General features: G+C 63.8%; 15 protein-coding genes. 10 read left to right on the forward strand and 5 right to left on the reverse strand.

Translation table 11 applies throughout. The features are described from left to right. Window positions 1-399: 399 nt before the first annotated feature. The 7 genes from QQL24_RS36570 to QQL24_RS08630 all read left to right on the forward strand — a co-directional run bounded on the left by QQL24_RS36570 (window position 400) and on the right by QQL24_RS08630 (window position 8,673). Window positions 400-912, forward strand: coding sequence for a L,D-transpeptidase (locus QQL24_RS36570; RefSeq protein WP_431310662.1), 513 nt, complete (start codon window positions 400-402; stop codon window positions 910-912). Window positions 913-1,106: 194 nt separating this feature from the next. Then, complete coding sequence (locus tag QQL24_RS08605) at window positions 1,107-1,637, forward strand: CDP-alcohol phosphatidyltransferase family protein (protein WP_284311568.1); 531 nt, start codon at window positions 1,107-1,109, stop codon at window positions 1,635-1,637. A gap of 28 nt (window positions 1,638-1,665) precedes the next feature. After that, a complete protein-coding gene (locus QQL24_RS08610) occupies window positions 1,666-2,784 on the forward strand; it encodes an AI-2E family transporter (protein WP_284311569.1) in 1,119 nt (372 codons plus the stop codon). After that, complete coding sequence (locus QQL24_RS08615; RefSeq protein ID WP_284311570.1) at window positions 2,781-3,470, forward strand: P-loop NTPase family protein; 690 nt, start codon at window positions 2,781-2,783, stop codon at window positions 3,468-3,470. The genes QQL24_RS08610 and QQL24_RS08615 overlap by 4 nt, the downstream gene beginning before the upstream one ends. A gap of 107 nt (window positions 3,471-3,577) precedes the next feature. Beyond that, complete coding sequence (locus tag QQL24_RS08620; RefSeq protein ID WP_284311571.1) at window positions 3,578-5,761, forward strand: RNA degradosome polyphosphate kinase; 2,184 nt, start codon at window positions 3,578-3,580, stop codon at window positions 5,759-5,761. Between the two features lies 1 nt (window position 5,762). Further along, window positions 5,763-7,358 (forward strand): Ppx/GppA phosphatase family protein, encoded by a 1,596-nt coding sequence (locus QQL24_RS08625; RefSeq protein ID WP_431310663.1) that lies wholly within the window; start codon window positions 5,763-5,765, stop codon window positions 7,356-7,358. A 139-nt stretch (window positions 7,359-7,497) separates the two neighbouring features. Continuing rightward, complete coding sequence (locus QQL24_RS08630) at window positions 7,498-8,673, forward strand: lysozyme inhibitor LprI family protein (protein WP_284311573.1); 1,176 nt, start codon at window positions 7,498-7,500, stop codon at window positions 8,671-8,673. Between the two features lie 3 nt (window positions 8,674-8,676). Here the strand turns inward: QQL24_RS08630 and QQL24_RS08635 are convergent, their stop codons facing one another. Continuing rightward, window positions 8,677-9,930: a D-amino acid dehydrogenase gene (locus QQL24_RS08635; protein ID WP_284311574.1), complete on the reverse strand. Its 1,254-nt coding sequence runs from the start codon at window positions 9,928-9,930 to the stop codon at window positions 8,677-8,679. Between the two features lie 96 nt (window positions 9,931-10,026). Next, window positions 10,027-11,199 carry a ribonuclease D gene (gene rnd, locus QQL24_RS08640; protein WP_284311575.1) on the reverse strand — a complete coding sequence of 391 codons (1,173 nt, stop codon included), beginning with the start codon at window positions 11,197-11,199 and terminating at the stop codon, window positions 10,027-10,029. 190 nt (window positions 11,200-11,389) lie between these two features. Here rnd and aspS point away from each other — a divergent pair, with 190 nt between their 5' ends. Both aspS and QQL24_RS08650 read left to right on the forward strand, forming a co-directional pair. Next, complete coding sequence (gene aspS, locus QQL24_RS08645; RefSeq protein WP_284311883.1) at window positions 11,390-13,207, forward strand: aspartate--tRNA ligase; 1,818 nt, start codon at window positions 11,390-11,392, stop codon at window positions 13,205-13,207. A 107-nt stretch (window positions 13,208-13,314) separates the two neighbouring features. Further along, on the forward strand, window positions 13,315-15,642 hold the full coding sequence (locus QQL24_RS08650; protein WP_284311576.1) for an NADP-dependent malic enzyme: 2,328 nt from the start codon (window positions 13,315-13,317) through the stop codon (window positions 15,640-15,642). A gap of 204 nt (window positions 15,643-15,846) precedes the next feature. Here the strand turns inward: QQL24_RS08650 and QQL24_RS08655 are convergent, their stop codons facing one another. Further along, window positions 15,847-17,787 (reverse strand): hypothetical protein, encoded by a 1,941-nt coding sequence (locus QQL24_RS08655; protein WP_284311577.1) that lies wholly within the window; start codon window positions 17,785-17,787, stop codon window positions 15,847-15,849. Between the two features lie 420 nt (window positions 17,788-18,207). Here QQL24_RS08655 and QQL24_RS08660 point away from each other — a divergent pair, with 420 nt between their 5' ends. Then, entirely contained in the window at window positions 18,208-18,513 is a 306-nt protein-coding gene (locus tag QQL24_RS08660; RefSeq protein WP_284311578.1) for a helix-turn-helix domain-containing protein, read from the forward strand. A gap of 54 nt (window positions 18,514-18,567) precedes the next feature. Here the strand turns inward: QQL24_RS08660 and QQL24_RS08665 are convergent, their stop codons facing one another. Further along, window positions 18,568-19,104 (reverse strand): DUF1697 domain-containing protein, encoded by a 537-nt coding sequence (locus QQL24_RS08665; protein WP_284311579.1) that lies wholly within the window; start codon window positions 19,102-19,104, stop codon window positions 18,568-18,570. Window positions 19,105-19,146: 42 nt separating this feature from the next. After that, the gene (locus QQL24_RS08670) at window positions 19,147-20,046 is read right to left on the reverse strand and encodes a sugar kinase (RefSeq protein WP_284311580.1); all 900 of its coding nucleotides are present in this window, start codon (window positions 20,044-20,046) and stop codon (window positions 19,147-19,149) included. Window positions 20,047-20,279: the final 233 nt, after the last annotated feature.

Below are 20,279 nucleotides of genomic sequence, written 5' to 3' on the forward strand. Positions count from 1 at the left end.
TTGCCACAATTACGCCCGCGGTCTCCAAGAATGTGTCTGCATTCTGCCTTGCTGACGTAAGGCCAACCGGGCGTTGTTCCGGTAAGTATGGATTGCACGATGACGATCAGGACAAAGCTGCTACTGCCCCTTGTCGCACTGCTGGCACTGGGTGGTGCGGCACAGGCTCAGGAATGGGGCTATCCCCGCGGATATGTCGACATCCCCGATGATGGCGGGGACGACGGCTACTACCAGCCGCGCGGGTCGCATTATTGGCGGGAGCCGCCGCCCGACTATCGCTCGGATCGTCAGCTCGATGATTCCTACGATTATCGCAACGATCCCAACGGCTACTATGGCGACGAGGACGGCAACTTCCAGCCCCAGCGTCGGCCCAAGCAGCAAGAGGATGCTTCGATCGATCCCAACCAGATGGCGCCCAATCTGGATTCCGGCGTCAAGGATGACGAGCAGGCCGCCCTGCTGAAGTCGCCGATCAAGCGCACCGTCGTGCCGTTCTCAGGCTACGCGGCGGGCACGATCGTGATCTCCACGCAGGAGCGCCGTCTCTATTACGTACTGGAGGACGGAAATTCCGCGCTTAAATACGGCATCGGCGTCGGCAAGGAGGGCTTTTCCTGGAAGGGCACGCAGACCATCAGCCGCAAGCGCGAATGGCCGGACTGGGCGCCGCCCAAGGAAATGATCGCCCGCCGTCCCGAATTGCCCGATCATATGGATGGCGGCCTCAACAACCCGCTGGGGGCGAGGGCGCTCTATCTCGGCGACACGCTGTACCGCATCCATGGCACCAATGAGCCGAACTCCATCGGCAAGGCGGTGTCGTCGGGATGCATCCGCATGGCTGATCCGGATGTGATGGATCTCTACAACCGGGTCGACGTCGGCGCGACAGTGGTGGTGCTGTAGCCTGGGAGCGCGGACGTTTCGTCCGCTCTTGAAACGGTGCGGGTACATGAATGTCTGAGGCTTTGTCGCCCGCTCGGAACGTCGGTTCGCTACGTTGGAGTGACGAAAACAAGGTCGCGCTCTATTCTCAACGCTCATCGTTTCAAGAGCGGACGAGACGTCCGCGCTCCCAGCAAGGTGTCCGCGCTCCCAGGATGACCATACCCAACCTCATCACCATCTTCCGATTCTGCCTGGTACCGCTGGCGGTGTGGTGCATCGGAGCGGGCGCCTGGGGCTGGGCCTTCGTCGCTTTCCTGGTCGCGGGCGTGTCGGATGGCATCGACGGCTACATCGCCAAGCGCTTCGACATGCGCAGCAAACTGGGCGCGGTTCTCGATCCCCTGGCGGACAAGGCACTGCTGGTCTCGATCTTCGTGACGCTCGGCATCGTCGGCGTCGTGCCGCTCTGGCTGGTGATCCTCGCCGTCTTCCGAGACCTGATGATCATTGGCGCGGTGCTGGTGTCCTGGGTCATGGAGCAGCCGATGACGATCGCCCCCTCGCAGCTCTCCAAGCTCAACACGGCGACGCAGATTGTTTTCGTCGTGCTCGTGCTGTTCGCCAAGGGGACGGGCTGGCCCTTTCCGTTCCTCATCGAGGCGGGCAGTGCGATCGTCGCGGTCTTGACCATTGCCTCCGCTGCCGCCTATCTGCGCCAGTGGCTCAACCATATGGCGAGCTGATCGAGTTGAAGGTTCCGGGAGTGTGGGTATGAGCTTTCAACGGCAGATCTATTTCTGGCTGGGTGCGCTGGCGCTGTTCATCGCGCTGATCTGGCTGCTGCAGGGCATGCTGTTCCCCTTCGTGGGCGGGCTGGCGATCGCCTATTTCCTCGATCCCATCGCCGACAGGCTGGAGCGCCTGGGCCTGCCCCGCTGGGCGGCGGCTTCGGTGATCCTGCTCTGCTTCATCTTCATCCTCGTCCTGGCTATCCTGCTGCTGGTGCCGGTGCTGGGCGACCAGTTCAACGGCCTGCGCGAGCGCCTGCCGAGCTATGTCGCTTCCCTCCAGCGTATCCTGGCCCAGCTCAACCAGGGCTGGCTCGGCAGCCTGGTGGGCGATCGCATCCAGAACATCCAGAAGTCTCTCGGCGACTATGTCGGGCAGGGGGCTGCCTTGCTCGGCACCTTCCTCTCCTCGGTCCTCTCCTCGATCTGGTCCGGCGGGCAGGCCGTGATCGGGGTGGCCAGCGCGCTGATCGTCACCCCGGTGGTGGCTTTCTACATCCTGCTCGACTGGGATGGCATGATCGCCCGGGTCGACAGCTGGCTGCCGCGCGACCATGCCGAGCCGATACGGGGCATCTTCCGCGATGTCGACCGGGCGATCGCCGGCTTCGTGCGCGGGCAGGCCACGGTCTGCGTGCTGCTCGGCCTGTTCTATGGTTCCTGCCTGACCTTCGCCGGCGTCAGCTTCGGCTTCCTTATCGGCCTGTGCACCGGGCTCGCCTCCTTCATTCCCTATGTCGGCTCGATCCTCGGCTTCGTCGTCACGCTCGCGGTGGCGCTGGTGCAGGTCTGGCCGGACTGGCATCTGCCCGTCTATGTCGCCATCATCTTCGGCCTCGGCCAGGTCCTGGAAGGCTATGTGCTCTCGCCAAGGCTGGTGGGCGGGTCGGTCGGGCTGCATCCCGTCTGGCTGATGTTCTCGCTGCTCGCGGCCGGCAGCCTGTTCGGCTTCATCGGCCTGCTCGTGGCCGTGCCGGTCGCCGCCGCCATCGGCGTGCTCGTTCGCTTCGCGCTTGGCCGCTACCTCGCCAGCTCCTATTATACCGGCCACGTCTCTGCTGGACATGTCGCCCCGCCGACGCCGCCGGACTCTCCGCGATGACCCTTCCTCGGCAATTGGCGCTCGACCTACCGCCGCTGACCTCATTCAGCCGCGAGGACTTCCTTGTCTCGCCTTCCAACGAAGGCGCCTACGCCTTCATCGAGCGCTGGCCCGACTGGCCGGCCAGGCGTGCGCTGCTGATCGGGCCGACCGGCTCCGGCAAGAGCCATCTCGCCGCGATCTGGTCGGAAGCCGCCAAGGCCGTGATCATGCCGGCCGGGCTGCTCGGCGACGAGGCCGTGCCGGAACTGGTGGCGCGAGGCGCCGTCGTGCTTGAGGATGCCCAGGCTGGTATCGACGAGACGGCGCTGTTCCATCTGCTCAACCTGGTGGGCGAGGCTGGTGCTTCCTTGCTGATCACGGCGCATGAAGCTCCCGATCGCTGGGGCCTCGGCCTGCCCGATCTCATCTCGCGCCTGCGCGCCATGACGGTGCTCACCATCGACACCCCGGATGACGATCTCTTCCGCATGCTGCTGGTGAAGTTGTTCCTCGATCGCCAGCTCGTGGTCGACACCAGCGTGGTCGATTTCCTGGTCAGGCGTATCGAGCGTTCCTTCGATGCCGCGCGCCAGGTCGTGGCCGTGCTCGACCGGGAGGGCCTGTCGCGGGGGCGGCGCATCACCAGGGCACTGGCCGGTGAACTTCTCAAGGAAGTTCTTGCACAACCCGATGAAAGCGAGTGACTCTTCGGCCGTTCCATTTGTGACAGAACTGTCACAAAGGCGGCGTAGAGCGAGAGCGAACGGCGCGGGCGATGATCAGCCAGACAGAATCGGCAGAGGAAAGTGCGATGCGGACCGAGGAGACGCAGGAGGAGCAACGCGAGGTCGCGATCGAGAACGCCATCACGCTGCGCACCAGCCCGGACCGCTTCATCAATCGCGAGCTGTCCTGGCTGCAATTCAACCGCCGGGTGCTCGAGGAGGCGTCCAACAAGAGTCACCCGCTGCTGGAGCAACTGCGCTTCCTGTCGATCTCGGCCAACAATCTCGACGAATTCTTCATGGTGCGCGTCGCCGGCCTGATCGGCCAGGTTCGCGAGGGTGTCACCGCCCGCAGCCCCGACGGGCTGTCGCCCGCCGAGCAGCTCGTGAAGATCGGCGAGGGCGTCTCGCGGCTGGCTTCCGACCAGCAGAAGCGCTGGACCGAGCTGCGCGACGATCTCCTGCTCGAAGGCCTCGTGATCACCGAGCCGAGGGACCTCTCGAAGGCCGAGCGCACCTGGCTCGACGACTATTTCCTCAGCTATATCTTCCCGATCCTCACCCCGCTGGCGGTCGATCCGGCGCACCCGTTCCCCTTCATTCCCAATCTCGGCTTCACCATCGCCCTGCAGCTCAAGCGCGTGAGCGATGGCCGCGTGCTGAACGCCCTCATCCGCGCCCCCAACAAGGTCGAGCGCTTCATCCGCCTGCCGGATTTCGCCGAGACCGGGGCCGCGCGCTACATCACGCTGGAAAATCTCGCGGTGCTGTTTATCGGCAAGCTGTTTCCAGGCTACACCGTGAAGGGGCAAGGTTCGTTCCGCGTCATCCGCGACTCCGACCTTGAAGTCGAGGAAGAGGCGGAAGATCTCGTGCTTCTGTTCGAGACAGCTTTGAAGCAGCGCCGGCGCGGCGTGGTGATCCGGCTCGAGATCGAGTCGAGCATGGCAGAAGGCATTCGCCAGTTCGTCACCGAGGAGCTGGACGTCGCCGATGATGCCGTCTTCAAGGTCGAGGGCATGCTGGCGCTCAACGAGCTCTCGCAGCTGGTGGCGCTAGACCGGCCCGATCTGAAGTTCAAGCCCTATACGCCACGCTCGCCCGAGCGCATCCGCGACCACGGTTCCGACGCCTTCGCCGCCATCCGGCAGAAGGACATCGTGGTGCATCACCCCTATGAATCCTTCGACGTGGTGGTGGCCTTCCTCAACCAGGCGGCGCGTGATCCCAATGTCGTCGCCATCAAGCAGACGCTTTACCGAACCTCGTCCAACAGCCCGATCGTCAAGGCGCTGGCGGAGGCGGCCGAAGCCGGCAAATCGGTTACCGCGTTGGTGGAGCTCAAGGCGCGCTTCGACGAGGAGGCCAATATCCGCTGGGCGCGCGACCTTGAACGAGCCGGCGTGCAGGTGGTGTTCGGCTTCATCGAGCTGAAGACCCACGCCAAGCTCTCACTGGTGGTGCGGCGCGAGATGGGCCAGCTCGTCTCCTATTGCCATGTTGGCACCGGCAATTATCACCCGATCACGGCGCGCATCTACACGGACCTCTCCTTCTTCACCGCCGACCCGGTGATCGCGCGTGATGTCTCGCGCATCTTCAACTTCATCACGGGCTATGCCGAGCCGGCGGCGCTGGAGCGCATGGCGGTCTCGCCAGTGTCGCTGAAGCAGCGCATCCTCGACCACATCGCCGCCGAGATCGAACATGCCAAGGCAGGGCGCCCGGCCGCCATCTGGTTCAAATGCAATGCGCTCGTCGATCCGATGATCGTCGACGCGTTCTATGCGGCGAGCCAGGCCGGCGTGCAGGTCGATCTGGTGGTGCGCGGCATCTGCTGCCTGAGGCCCGGGGTTCCCGGCCTTTCCGACAATATCCGGGTCAAGTCGATCGTCGGCCGTTTCCTCGAACATGGCCGCATCTATGCCTTCGGTGGCGGTCACGGCCTGCCACACCAGAAGGCGGTGATCTATATCTCCTCCGCTGACATGATGGAGCGCAATCTGGATCGCCGTGTCGAGGCACTCTGCCCAATTCTGAATCCGACAGTACACGAACAGGTGCTGGATCAGATCATGATCGCCAATCTTATCGACAACCAACAGAGCTGGCGCATCTTGCCCGACGGGTCTGCGGAACGCATAGTCCCATTACCGGATGAAGAGCCGTTCAACGCGCACAAATATTTCATGACAAATCCCAGCCTATCGGGACGAGGCAAATCTCTTGAACACAATTCTCCCCGAACTCTCCTTAGCCGCCGACGCTGATATGCTGGCCCCTGCGGCAACCCAGACGAAACCTTCGGGAAATTCGGCGCCGAAGCCCGGCCAACCTGGTTTTGCGCAAGGACGCATCTTCCAGGGACCGCCGATCGCCACCATCGACATCGGGTCGAACTCCGTCCGCCTCGTCGTCTATGAGGGGTTGACGCGCAGTCCCACCGCGATCTTCAACGAGAAGGTCCTGGCCGGCCTCGGTCGGGGCATCATGACGACGAAGCGTCTCGATCCGACTGCCGTCGCCAAGGCCTATGCGGCGCTGGTGCGTTTCCGCGCCCTCTGCGACACCATGGGTGTGAAGGATCTCTATGTCCTGGCGACCGCCGCGGCCCGCGATGCCGATGATGGCGAGGAGTTCATCGCCAGGGCGACACAGATCTGCCGCGCCCCGATCGAGGTGCTATCGGGCAAGCGCGAGGCGCGGCTATCAGCCTTTGGCGTCATCTCCGGTTTCCACATGCCTGACGGCGTGGTTGGCGACATGGGCGGCGGTTCGCTCGAACTGATCGACGTGCACGGCCATCGCGCCGGCGCGGGCATGACGACGCCGCTGGGCGGCCTCGCTTTGCAGGATGCCTCCGGCCAGAACATCCGCAAGGCCGCCAAGATCGCGCAGGAGAAGCTCGAAAAGGCCGAGCCGTTGCGAGGCCTCAAGGAGCGTACCTTCTATGCCGTTGGCGGCACCTGGCGCTCACTCGCCAAGCTGCACATGATCCAGATGGGCTATCCCTTGCACATCATGCACGGCTATAGCGTGCCGGCGAGGGAGATGCTCGACTTCTGCAAGCTGATCATGCGGGTCGACAACACCACGCTGATCGGCAATGAGACCGTCTCTGTCGGCCGCCTGCCCCTGCTGGCCTATGGCGCGGCGCTGCTCGCCGAGATCATCAAGATCGGCAAGCCGAAGGATGTGGTGATTTCCGCGCTCGGCGTGCGCGAGGGGTTGCTCTATACGCTGCTCAATGAGGAAGACCGCAAGCTCGATCCGCTGATCTCGGCGGCGCGCGAACTCAACATCCTGCGCTCCCGCTCGCCTCAACACGGCGAGGAGCTGCTGCGCTGGGGCGATCGCTTCATGTCGTCGACCAATATCGACGAGACGGCCGACGAACGGCGCCAGCGCCATGCGGCCTGCCTGGTGGCGGATATCGGCTGGCGCGCCCATCCCGACTATCGGGGCGAGCAGAGCCTCAACATCATCGCCAACGCCGCCTTTGTGGGCATCGACCATCGCGGCCGCGCCTACATGGCAGTGGCGAATTTCTTCCGCCATGTTGGCCTGAACGACGAGCAGCTTTCTGCACGCATCCGCGAGATCGCGACGACCCGAATCCTCGATCGGGCGCGCATCCTCGGCGGACTGATGCGGGTGGCCTACATCCTGACGGCCTCGATGCCCGGCGTGCTGCCGCGCGCGCCGCTCCATGTCAGCCACGGCAAGCTGCTGCTCGACGTGCCGCGCGATCTGGAAGGCCTGGCCGGCGAACGCCTGGCCACCCGCATGAGAGCGCTCGGCCGCCTGATTGGCCGCGAGCCTCTGGTCCGGATCATCGATTCGGCGGAAGTCGCTGCGGCGGAATAGGCCTACAATCCCAGGCACCACATCCTCGCATGGTGTCGAACACCACAAATCGCTATCTCTTGGTATGATACAGCTTCGCCCTGGCCGACAATGAAGGCAACAGCGCCTCTACTGTCGAAGTCGGCCTTAGGAGCAACACATGACGAGAGCGGCTTCGTTGTTAGCCGGTGTCATTCTGGCGATGATTGCGATCTCAGCGCGAGCCGGCGAGACATCGTCTCAAGCTTCTTTCGATTGTACGAAGGCCGCCACTCCTGTCGAAAAGTCGATATGTGGCGATCCGCATCTTGCCGAGGTGGATAGGACCATCGCCGATCTATATGGCAAGCTTCTATCCGGCGCGCCGGCCGACACGGCTTCGTCGATCAAGGCCGAGCAGCGCGGGTGGCTCAAAGGACGCAGCAGTTGCGAGGTCTATGAGCAGAACCAGGAGGTGATCGATTGCCTTCGCAAGCAGATGGATTCGCGGACTGGCTTCCTCAAGGACGAGACCCGCAACCTCGCCTTCGATATGATCGTTGCCTCGATCCCGGGCGATCCGAAGCGTGCGGCGGACAAGCTGCGGGCTCTGGGAGATGACGGCCGGGCCGCCGGCTGGCTTGCCTATCTCGCACGCTTCGAACCGGCCAGCGGGGTGACCAGGGAGGAAGGCGACAAGGCGATCGATCGGGCTGTCGCCAGCCTGCAGAGCGGCCAGGAGATGCTGACCGGCGAGGATGATCCGCACAAGGACGCGGGGCTCATCATGCTGCTGCGCCTGCTCATCCAAAACAATCAGGACAGCATGGTGGTGGAATGTCCTCAGAGCTTCCTGTTCAAGCAACATCCCGAGCTTGCCTACAAGGCTTTCGGTGAGCTCTACGGCTCGTCGATGGATTCGGGCGCGCCTTATTGCTCGCCTCGCGACGGTCTGTTCACCCAGCCAGCCTGGAAGACCATCAGCGACGCGTTCTCGGCGCCTCAGGAGGTCTTGATGCGCGATGCCGGTTCCATGGTACACGGGCATTTCGCAGCCATTGCCACGAGCGAACTCCAAATGTCGGTGCAACCGCAGGACTTCGCCACCAATGGTCCGGAGCGCTTGAAGAAGGTGGTGAAACGGATCCAGAGTTGGAACAACGGCAAGGTCTGGCCGAGGAGCGACCGTACGAGGCTCATCGCAGCGATCCCCGCGGCGGAAAAGCAGACGGCGCAGTGGCTGGTCGAAAAGCGCGGCTTGCCGGCAGATATGGCCGCGAGGACGGCAACCGGCATTGTCGCAAGCTATCTCGAAGACTGGATCGGCTGGGTCGAGGATCCCGAGGGCGGCGGCTGAGTCTCAGCCATACCGGCTCAGCGCGAGGTCGCCCACCTCGATATCCGGCGTCCTGTCGCTGGCGATATCCGCGATCACCTGGGCCGAGCCGCAGGCCATGGTCCAGCCCAGCGTGCCGTGACCGGTGTTGAGCAGGAGGTTCTTGTAGCTCGTCTTGCCGATGACCGGCGTGCCATCCGGCGTCATCGGGCGCAGGCCCGACCAGAAGGTGGCGGCTTCCAGATTGCCGGCGCCACCGAAGAGATCGGTCACCGATTGGGCCAGCGTATCGCGGCGCGGCGGTGGCAGATCCTTGCTGAAGCCGGAGATCTCCGCCATGCCGCCGACGCGGATGCGGTCGCCCAGACGCGTGATCGCGATCTTGTAGGTCTCGTCCATGATGGTGGAGACCGGCGCCCGGCTTTCGTCGACGATCGGGATGGTGAGCGAATAGCCCTTCACCGGATAAACCGGCACCTGCAAGCCGAGCGGCTTGACGAAGGCCGGGGTATAGCTGCCGAAGGCGACGATATAGATATCGGCCGTTTCGAGGCCGCTGGCGGTCTGCACGCCTTCGATGCGGTCGGGCGTGAAGCGCAACTGCTGAACCTGCGTATCATATTTGAACTCGACGCCGAGTTCCCTCGCGAGATCGGTGAGGACCACCGTGAATTTGTAGCAGTCGCCAGTCTCGTCATTGGGCAGGCGCAGGCCGCCGCGGATCAGCTCCCGCACCTTGGCCAGAGCTGGCTCGGCGGCGACGCAGCCCTCCGGATCGAGGACCTCGAAGGGCACGCCGTCGCGCTTGAGCACCTCAACATCCTTGCCGATACCGTCGAGCTGCTTCTGCGTGCGGAAGAGCTGCAGCGTGCCCTGCATGCGCTCGTCATAGCGGATGCCCGTGGCGGCGCGCAGCTCGATCAGCTTGTCGCGGCTGTATTCGGCCAGGCGCACCATGCGGCGCTTGTTCACGGCATAGCGCTCGGCCGTGCAGTTGAGCAGCATGCGCCAGACCCAGGCGACCATAGCCGCATCGGGCTTGGGGCGCAGGATCAGCGGGGCGTGCTTCATCAGCAGCCAGCGGATCGCCTTCTGCGGAATGCCCGGCGCCGCCCAAGGCGAGGCATAGCCCGGCGAGACCTCGCCCGCATTGGCGAAGCTGGTTTCGAGAGCAGGGCCGCTCTGGCGGTCATAGACCACCACCTCGTGCCCGGCCCTGGCGAGATAATAGGCGGAGGTGACCCCGATTACGCCGCTGCCGAGTACCGCGACCTTCATGAAGACCTCAAATCCTTGCCTGCACAGCCCTGCCGCCGGCGAATCTGTTGCGCCGCAGCATTGCGTGTATCGGTATCACAGGCCGATGGCTTGCCGCTATCGGCTGATTGTCGTCACCTTGCCCCGCTCGATCGCGAGAGCCAGCTTGCCCTGCTTGAGGGCCAAAGCCTTCTCGCCGAAGAGCTCCCGGCGCCAGCCATGGAGGGCGGCGACATCGGCCTCGTCATTGTCGGCGATAAGGTCGAGATCGTCGGTGGTGGCGATCACCTTGGCAGCGACGCCCTGGCTTTCCGCCACCATCTTGAGCAGCACCTTGAGGAGCTCGACCGTGGCGCTGGCGCCATTGCTGGCGACGCGGGGAGGGGCGACACGCGGTAGGCTGGAGGGATCGCGTGCCAGGCCGGCCTTGACCGCATCGATCAGGTCGAGGCCGGGGCGCGAACGCTCCCATCCCTTGGGGATCATGCGGATGGAGGCAAGCTTCTCGGGCGTGTCGGGTGCCTGCAGGGCAACCTCGGTGAGGGCATCGTCCTTGAGCACGCGCGAGCGCGGCACGTTCTTGAGCTGCGCCTCGCGTTCGCGCCAGGCGGCTGCCTCGATCAGCACCGCAATGTCGCGCGGCTTGCGCATCCGTCCGCCGACACGGCGCCAGGCATCCTCGGGTGCCTGGCGGTAGGTGTCGGGCGACGTGAGCACCGACATCTCGTCGAGCACCCAATGCGTGCGCTTGCGCTTCTCCAACTGGCTCGCGAGCTTTAGATAGACATCGCGCAGATGCGTCACGTCCGAGACGGCATAGCTCACCTGCGCCGGGGTGAGGGGGCGTTTCGACCAGTCCGTGAAGCGCGAGGACTTGTCGATATGGGTGCTGGTGACACGCTGCACCAACTGGTCATAGGCGATGGAATCGCCATAGCCGAGCACCATGGCGGCAACCTGCGTGTCGAAGATCGGGGTGGGAATGAAGCCGGCGAGGTGCCAGACGATCTCGATGTCCTGGCGGGCGGCGTGGAAGACCTTCAGTACCTTCTCGTTGCGCAGCAGGTCGAAGAGGGGAGCGAGATCGAGCCCTTCGGCCAGCGCGTCGATGACGACGGCTTCCTCGCGGCTGGCCACCTGCACGACGCAAAGTTTCGGCCAGAAAGTCGTCTCGCGCAGGAATTCGGTGTCGACGGTCACGAAGTCATGCTCAGCAAAGCGGCTGCAGGCTGCAGCCAGCGCTTCGGTTGTGGTCAGGATTGGAACAGGCGCGGATGAAGATTGTGGCATAATCATGCTTATCGACCAGCACAAGCGCCAACGCAAGGTTGGGTCGCACACAACCCCTTGATAACAAGGCGTATGCTCGGGGATTTCACACCGCATGTCTTACCAGCGGCCGCGAATTCTTCCGCGAGCCTTGACTGTGATGGGGGCGTTGGGGTCTATGGCCGAAAACATGACCCGGAAAGACACTTCGATGCACCGTTACCGCTCCCACACCTGCGCTGATCTTCGCCCCGACCATGTCGGGCAGGATGTGAGGCTCTCCGGCTGGTGCCATCGCATCCGTGACCATGGCGGCCTGCTCTTCATCGATCTGCGCGACCACTACGGCCTGACCCAATGCGTGGTCGACCCCGATTCTCCGGCCTTCAAGACTGCCGAGACGCTGCGTGCGGAATGGGTGGTGCGCATCGACGGCGATGCCCGCAAGCGCCCGGAAGGCACCGAGAATCCGGAAATGCCGACGGGCCTCGTCGAGGTCTATGTCAAGGAGATCGAGGTGCTCGGACAGGCGGCGGAGCTGCCGCTGCCGGTGTTCGGCGAGCAGGACTATCCCGAGGAGACGCGCCTCAAATATCGCTTCCTCGATCTGCGGCGCGAGCGCATCCACAACAACATCATGCTGCGCGGCAAGGTCATCAACTCGATGCGCCAGCGCATGCAGACGGCCGGCTTCAACGAGTTCCAGACGCCGATCCTCACGGCTTCCTCGCCGGAAGGCGCGCGTGACTTCCTGGTGCCCTCGCGCATCCATCCCGGCAAGTTCTATGCCCTGCCGCAGGCGCCGCAGCAATATAAGCAGCTCCTGATGATGGCCGGCTTCGACCGCTATTTTCAGATCGCGCCCTGCTTCCGCGACGAGGACCCGCGTGCCGACCGCCTGCCGGGCGAGTTCTACCAGCTCGACCTCGAAATGAGCTTCGTCACGCAGGAAGACGTGTTCAACACCATCGAACCGGTGATCACCGGTATCTTCGAGGAGTTCGGCAAGGGCAAGACGGTCACCAGGGGCTGGCCGCGCATTCCCTATGCCGAGGCAATTCGCAAATATGGTTCGGACAAGCCGGACCTGCGCAACCCGCTGGTGATGCAGGATGTCTCCGAGCATTATCGCGGCTCCGGCTTCAAGGTCTTCGCGCGCCTGCTCGAAGATCCTGCCAACCAGGTCTGGGCCATCCCCGGGCCTGGCGGTGGCCAGCGCACCTTCGCCGACCGCATGAATTCCTGGGCCCAGAGCGAGGGGCAGCCGGGCCTCGGTTACATTCTGTTCTTCGACAAGGCCAAGGACGAGACCACGCAGCAGGCAAGCCCTGGCGCGACGGGCGTCGGCGCGCGCGGGCCGATCGCCAACAACATCGGACCGGAGCGGGCCGAGGCGATCCGCATCCAGCTCGGTCTCACGGCTGGCGACGCGGCCTTCTTCGTGGCGGGTGCACCGGATAAGTTCTACAAGTTCGCCGGCATGGCGCGTACCAAGGTCGGTACCGATCTCAAGCTGATCGACGAGAGCCGCTTCGAATTCGCCTGGATCGTTGACTTCCCGATGTACGAGTGGAACGAGGACGACAAGAAGGTCGATTTCTCGCACAACCCCTTCTCCATGCCGCAGGGCGGCCTCGAAGCGCTGCAGAGCCAGGATCCACTGACGCTCAAGGCCTTCCAGTACGACATCGCCTGCAACGGCTTCGAACTTGCTTCCGGCGGCATCCGCAACCACAAGCCGGACGCGATGGTGAAGGCCTTCGAGATCGCCGGCTATGGCGAAGAAGCGGTAATCGAGCGCTTCGGCGGCATGTATCGCGCCTTCCAATATGGCGCGCCGCCCCATGGCGGTATGGCGGCGGGCGTCGACCGCATCGTCATGCTGCTGGCCGGCGAGCAGAACCTGCGCGAGGTCGCCCTGTTCCCGATGAACCAGCGGGCCGAGGACATCCTGATGGGGGCTCCTTCGGAAGCAACCCCAAAGCAGTTGCGCGAACTGCATATTCGTCTGAATGTGCAGGAAAAGTGAAGGTGGCGCGGCTGGCGGGGCTGCAGTACGCGACAGCTAGGGAAGTATAAGAAGATGAGGCGGGGGCCGCTCACGGAGCCCGCCCGCACAACAGGATGGGAAACTCCATGTCCGATGGCCAGTCCGGCGCGACGCCTCCCGCAACGCCAAGCGCCTCGACCATGTCCGAGGATCTGCGCGCGGGTGCGCTGATCTATCATCGCCATCCCAGGCCAGGTAAGCTCGAGATCCAGGCGACCAAGCCGCTCGGCAACCAGCGCGACCTGGCGCTCGCCTATTCGCCGGGCGTGGCCGCCGCCTGCGAAGCCATCCATGCCGATCCGGCCGAGGCCGCCAACCTCACCACCCGCGCCAATCTCGTGGCGGTGGTGTCCAACGGCACCGCCGTGCTCGGTCTTGGCAATATCGGCCCCCTGGCCTCCAAGCCGGTGATGGAAGGCAAGGCCGTCCTGTTCAAGAAGTTCGCCGGCATCGACGTCTTCGACATCGAGATCGACGCCAATGAGATCGACAAGATTGTCACCGTGGTGGCGGCGCTGGAACCGACTTTCGGCGGCATCAATCTCGAGGATATCAAGGCGCCGGAATGTTTCGAGGTCGAGCGGCTCCTGCGTGAGCGCATGTCGATTCCGGTCTTCCACGACGACCAGCATGGCACGGCCATCATCGTGGGTGCGGCGGTGCGCAACGGGCTCGAGCTTTCCGGCAAGTCGATCGCCGAGGTGAAGATCGTCGCCTCGGGCGCAGGTGCGGCAGCGCTCGCCTGCCTCAACCTCCTGGTCTCGCTCGGCGCCAGGCGCGAGAACATCTTCGTCTCCGACATCAAGGGCGTGGTCTACAAGGGCCGCACCGAGCTGATGGATCCCTGGAAGGAGCCCTATGCGCAGGAGACGTCGGCCCGCACGCTCGACGAGATTATCGAAGGCGCGGATGTCTTCCTGGGCCTGTCGGCCGGCGGGGTGCTGAAGCCGGAAATGGTGGCCAAAATGGCCCCACGTCCGCTGATCATGGCGCTTGCCAATCCCTTCCCAGAGATCATGCCGGAACTCGCCAAGCAGGTGCGGCCCGATGCGATGATCTGCACCGGCCGCTCCGACTTCCCCAACCAGGTCAACAATGTCCTGTGCTTTCCTTATATCTTCCGTGGCGCGCTCGATTGCGGCGCCACCACGATCAATGAAGAGATGAAGCATGCCGCCGTCGAGGCGATCGCTGCGCTGGCCCGCGAGACGCCTTCCGACGTGGTTGCCCGCGCCTATGGCGGCGAAACGCGCCGCTTCGGGGCCGACTCGCTCATTCCCTCGCCCTTCGATCCTCGCCTGATTCTGCGCATCGCACCTGCCGTGGCGCGCGCCGCCAACGAGACGGGCGTCGCCACGCGCCCGATCACCGACCTGGAGGCCTATTCGGAGAGCCTGACGCGCTTCGTCTTCCGCTCCGGCTTCCTGATGAAGCCGCTCTTCACTGCCGCCAAGGCCGATCCCAAGCGCGTCGTCTATGCCGAGGGCGAGGACGAGCGCGTGCTGCGTGCGGCCCAGGTGGTGCTGGAGGAGGGGCTCGCCAAGCCCATCCTGATCGGCCGCCCTTCGGTGATCGAGAATCGCATCCAGCGCTTCGGCCTCACCGTCAAGCCGGGACGGGATTTCGAGGTCATCGATCCGGCCGACGACCCACGCTACAAGGATTACTGGTCGCTCTACCATCAGCTTGCCGGTCGCGGCGGCGTCACGCCGGACACGGCGCGCACCATCGTGCGCTCCAACACCTCGGTGATCGCCTCGCTTGCCCTCCATCGCGGCGATGCCGATGCGATGATCTGCGGCCTCGAGGGCGCCTATATGCGTCATCTGCGCTATGTCCGGCAGATCATCGGCCTGGCGCCGGGCGTGCGCGATTATTCGGCGCTTTCGCTGGTGCTGACCGCCAAGGGCGCCTATTTCATCTGCGATACGCAGGTGAAGCCCGATCCCTGCGCCGAGGAGATTGCCGAAATGGCGATCCTCGCCGCCAACCATGTGCGCCGTTTCGGCATCGATCCCAAGATCGCGCTGCTGTCGCATTCCGATTTCGGCACCTACGACACCGAGTCCGCCCGCAAGATGCGTCGCGCGTTGGAATTGCTCACCGAGCAGCGGCCTGACCTGGAGGCGGATGGCGAGATGCAGGCGGATACGGCGCTGTCGGAGACGCTGCGCGATCTCAAGCTGAGCTCATCCCGTCTCCAGGGCGAGGCCAATGTGCTGGTGATGCCCAACCTCGATGCCGCCAATATCGGCTTCCAGCTCACCCGCATGCTGGCCGACGCCTTGCCTGTCGGCCCGATCCTGATCGGTGCCGCCAAGCCGGCCCATATCCTCAGCCGCGACGTCACCGTGCGCGGCGTGGTCAACATGACCTCCGTGGCGGTGGTGGAAGCACAGACCGTGCAGAGCTGATATCGATGGCTCCGATTATTGAGCCATCGGTGTAGAATAGAACCGTGACGTCATTCCGGCTGCAGCGTATCCTCACAAACTCTGTTTGTGAGTGGGAACGCCGGAATCCATGAACACAACCTTGGAAGGATAGTGTTCATGGATCCCGGGTCTCCCTTCGGTCGCCCGGAATGACGTCGCTCGCCCGTCCCTGTAAGGGCAACCTCAATCCGCCTTGGCGTCCACCGTCACATTGTTGCGGATCTGGTCGAGCAACTGGTCGGCGCCGCCGATCACCAGCGGGGCGAGGGCGATAGGCGTGCTGGTGGTCATGTCGATCTGCAGCCGGCCGGGGTCGCTGAGGAAGGTTTGCAGGGCTGCTGCGATCTTCTCGGCGTTCACCGCGCCAATCAGGCCGGTCAGTCTGGCTGAAGCCAGGCCAGCGAGCGCCTTCGGCAGTTGCTCGACGTCGGCATTGTTCTCCTTGGCCGAGATGTCGAGCAATTTGCGGATGCCGCCCCGCTCCTCCAGCCCGATGGACAGGCCGCGCATGTCGGCGGAGAGCAGTTCCGGGTAGGAACTGGCGGGGTTGAGGAAGAGGCTCTTGGGCACATTGCCGATGGTGCCGTTGAGGGAGACCTTGGCGACCTTCTCGATCTCGGCCGATGTCGGGCCGAAGGCGAGGGTCTTGTCGGCCTCCGCCCAGGCGAGATTGGCGTCTGCATTGATCACCATGGTGTCGATCCCGAACTTCTCGAGGGTCGCGCGTCCGTCGGCATCATCCAGGGTGCCGGTCTTTCCCGACAAGCCCTTGAGATGCAGGCTGAGCTGGGACGGCAACAGGCCCGTCCATTGCGGCGCGTCGAGCGTGAAGCCCTCGACACGGATCGGCCCTTGCTTTGGGCTCTCGCCGCTGAAATCGCTCATGGCGAAGCTGGCGGCCCGCACTTGCGGATAATCCTCGATATCAACCGCCTTCGGCGGCGTGCCCGCCGCGATCGCATCCAGGAATTTGTCAAGATTGCCGACGCTGAAACCGCGCAGCGACAGCGAACCCAGCGTGAAGGGCTGGTTGTCATCGTTGGAAACGCCAGCGATATCGCCGAAACGGATTTCACCGATAGCACTGCCCGAAATGGCTTCGATGCGAACGAGGGCAGCCGAGACCGGCCGGTCCTTTGTGCTGTGAATATCGAGCCCTTCGAGGGTGACGCTGTCGAGCGAGAACGCCGGCAGCACGGTCCGGACCAGTCGGACGACATCCGCCGGATGCCGGTCGGCATAGGTGTTGTCAGCACCCATCTTCTCAAGGGTATCCGCGAGTTCCGACGGCTTGAGGTTGGGCGGAGCAAGCTTCAGTCCCGCTATCGTGACCTTCTTGAGGCGGCTTGAGCCATCCGGCTCGTTCAGGCCGATATCGTTGAGCTCGAAGCTGTCATAGACCGTCTTCAGTCCCGGCGCTGCCTTGGCGGCCCGGCTGTTATCGAGCCAGTCCGCATAGGGATTGAAGTCCGCCCCGCCGAGGCGAAGGCTGCCCAGGCTGATCTGCGAGCCTTTGTGGACGGCCATGACCTTTCCGGCGGCGAGGCTGGCGAGCCTGCCGCTGTCGAGATTGATCAGCACGATGTCGGCATAGGTGGCGCTGCGATCACCTGCCCCGATCTGCATCTGCGGAATTTCGATCCGTTCGGCTTTGGCCGCCAGCAATAGCCCAGCGATCGGCGGCAGGCTTCCTGGCGAGGCGCTGGTGGACAGGGCAGCCTTGTCGGGCAGGGCGCCGGATAGCGCGTGCAGCGATGCGCTCGGGATTTCCAGGGTGCCCGGACCGGCCTCGCCCAGCCTGATCTCGACACCTTCGAGCTTGGCATCATCCGCCTGGAACCGCCCGTTCTCGTGCTTGAAGTTCGTCAGCGTCAGGCGGGTGATATGGACAGATGCCCCGCCGGGAGAGGAAAGCTCGACATTGCCGAAGACGCTGGTTCCCGACCCGTCGTCGCTGCTCGTGCCGATGATGATGCGCGGCGGCGGAGGCGGGCTACTGGCCTGGGCAAACGCTCCGCCCGAGACAGTACCTGCCAGGACGAGCGCGAGCAGGCTGGGCGCGATTCGCCGCCGCAGGTCGAGCCGAGGGCGATGTGAACCGGCGTGGCGGGGCAGGGAGGCCATGGATGATCCTTGTGGGGGAGTAAAATCAGCAATCCGGAATGGCTGTAGATCGAAATTTATGGGCGTGGAGTCAATCGGGGATCAGCGGAGCCACCGTGTTCACTGTCACGCTGCGCTGTTCACTCCGCAGAATATTTTTGCAGGAAGGGCATTTTGAGACAAAACGACAAACCTGATGAGACGCAGATCATAACGCTGGTACCCCGTCCACGTTACATTCGCGAAACGCTTCAATGGCCTGCCGGCCGCTGACAGCGAGGTGAGGGCATTGCAAGGGCTGGCCGGTCACTCTCGTTTTGACACGAGGAACCGCGCGAAATCGTCGCTTCCGGTCCGGCACCGTAGTGGGGACGCGCCAGCATCATTGTGTGTGATGCGGCATCGGGCACGGGAGGGCGCCCGACTTTGAATGGATGGGATATGGCGGACTACGCGGCGTTCAAGGCAAACAGGAACACCAAGACGGCTTCACTTTTGCAGGTCGACTGGAAGAGGTTCGGCGGGGATATCCGTACCGAGCGTTCGAAACGCCATCTGAGCATGCGTGAATTCGAGGCTCTGACAGGCGTAAGCTTCGGCACGATTTCACGGATCGAGAATCATTCGCCCTGCAGCACGGAGGTGTTCCTGACCCTGGTGCTCCTGATGAACCGTAATCCCATGCTCTACACAAAGCCACGCTCGGAGAATCTCGAACGCTGGGAACCGGCGTCGGCGGTGGGCTGAAGGGCCGCGGCCGGTTCCGAGGGGCGGAAACTGCGCGCGAGCGGCGGGAAAATCTCAATCCAGCAGATCCGCGAGGCCGCGCACCGTATTCCAGTTGCGGAACGTGCCGATGCCAAGCCGCCGGGTGGTGAGGGCGCCAAGCAGGCGCGATTCGCTCGGCCGCCCCGCGAAGGAGACCCACAGGTCCCCGGCGACGATCGCCAGGCTTTCCGGCGGCGAGCGATAGGGCTCCAGCTTTTGGGTGAGGGCTGGGTCCAGCGGCCTTCGCATGATGCGCAGCACCACCAGGCTGCCATCCTGCGCGGATTCCGCGGGAAAGGGATTCCCGGCAACCGTCTTGCGCCAGGCCGTCGCCTCCCGGACGAGAATATCGACCGGCTTGCCGAAGTGGGCTGCAAAGGCCGCCTCAAGACGGTTTTCCAACTGCTGAACGGGCGTTGAGTCCGTCTCGAAGATGAGATTGCCGGTGGAGGCCAGCGTGCGCGGCCGCTCAAAACCGAGCTCCGTCGCCATGGCGCGCAGGTCGCTCATGACGACCCGTCGCTGCGGCGTCAGCACGATGCTGTAGAGAAGCGCGACATAAGTGGCCATGACGGGTCCCGGCAGCCTCAGGAGGCCCCGCTTGGCCCATCCTCAGGCAACGGGGACGGGCTGGAAGCGCGTCTCGATGGATTCGATATCGGCGCGCGTCGGCAGTTTCGCCTCGTTGCCCAGATACTGGATCGCGTGGGTGGAGGCCCCGCGCGCGAAGCGGAAATGCTCCTCCCAGCGCGAGAGCGGGCGGCTGAGATAGGAATACATATAGGCGCCGTGGAAGATGTCGCCGGCGCCGTTGGTGTCGACCACGGCGGCCTTCGGCACGTTCAGCGCCGGCATGCGCTGCACCTTGCCGCTCTCGTCATACCAGAGCATGCCGCGCTCGCCGGCAGTCACGCCGGCGATCTTGCAGCCCTTGCTCTTGAGATAGTCGAGCATCTCGGTCTCGCTGAGATGCATCTGCTCGCACAGGCGCTCGGCGACAACAGCGACATCGACGAAATTGAGCAACTCGTCGGTGTTCGAGCGCAGGCCGCCCCCGTCCAGCGAGACCAGGCGGCCGAGCTTGCGGAACTCCTTGGCATAATAGAGCGCGGCGTCGGCAAGGTGCCCGTCGAGATGCAACGCCCGGCAATTGCCGAGATTGAGGTGCGGATAGGGGTGCAGATACTCGTCGTCACGGGCACGCACGATGGCGCGCTTGCCGTCCTTCGGCATGATGAAGGAAAGCGAGGATCGCCTCACCTTTCTTGGATGAACGGAGATGCCGTATTTGGCGGCCATGTCCATGAACATCCGGCCGAGCCAGTCATTGGAATTGGTGGTGATGAGGTCCGGGATCACGCCGAGCTTGGCGCAGCAGAAGGCAGCCGTGGTCGCGTTGCCGCCGAAGGCAACCGCATAATCCTTCGCGACCGACTTGTCGTCGCCCTGGGGCATGTCATCCGCGACGAAAGTCACGTCGATATAGGCATGGCCGATGAAGAGCGCTTCCATCGCTTGTCGCTCCGAACGAGATCACACAACCATTCCCGCTTAATGGTCATGGCCCTCTGGCGCAAGCGGCCATTTCGCAGTTGCGAAGGCAGTCTTGTCGCGGAGATTCTTCCGACAAAATTGGGAAAATGGCGCCGGAACTTGTTTTCGGTACGGAAGTTTGTATGTCGGTGTTATTCGTCTGACTGGTTGAGTCGGCGGCAGGCATGCCGGCTCGGGGCTGGATGCGGCTG

Source organism: Labrys miyagiensis (assembly GCF_030160835.1).
GTDB lineage: Bacteria > Pseudomonadota > Alphaproteobacteria > Rhizobiales > Labraceae > Labrys > Labrys miyagiensis.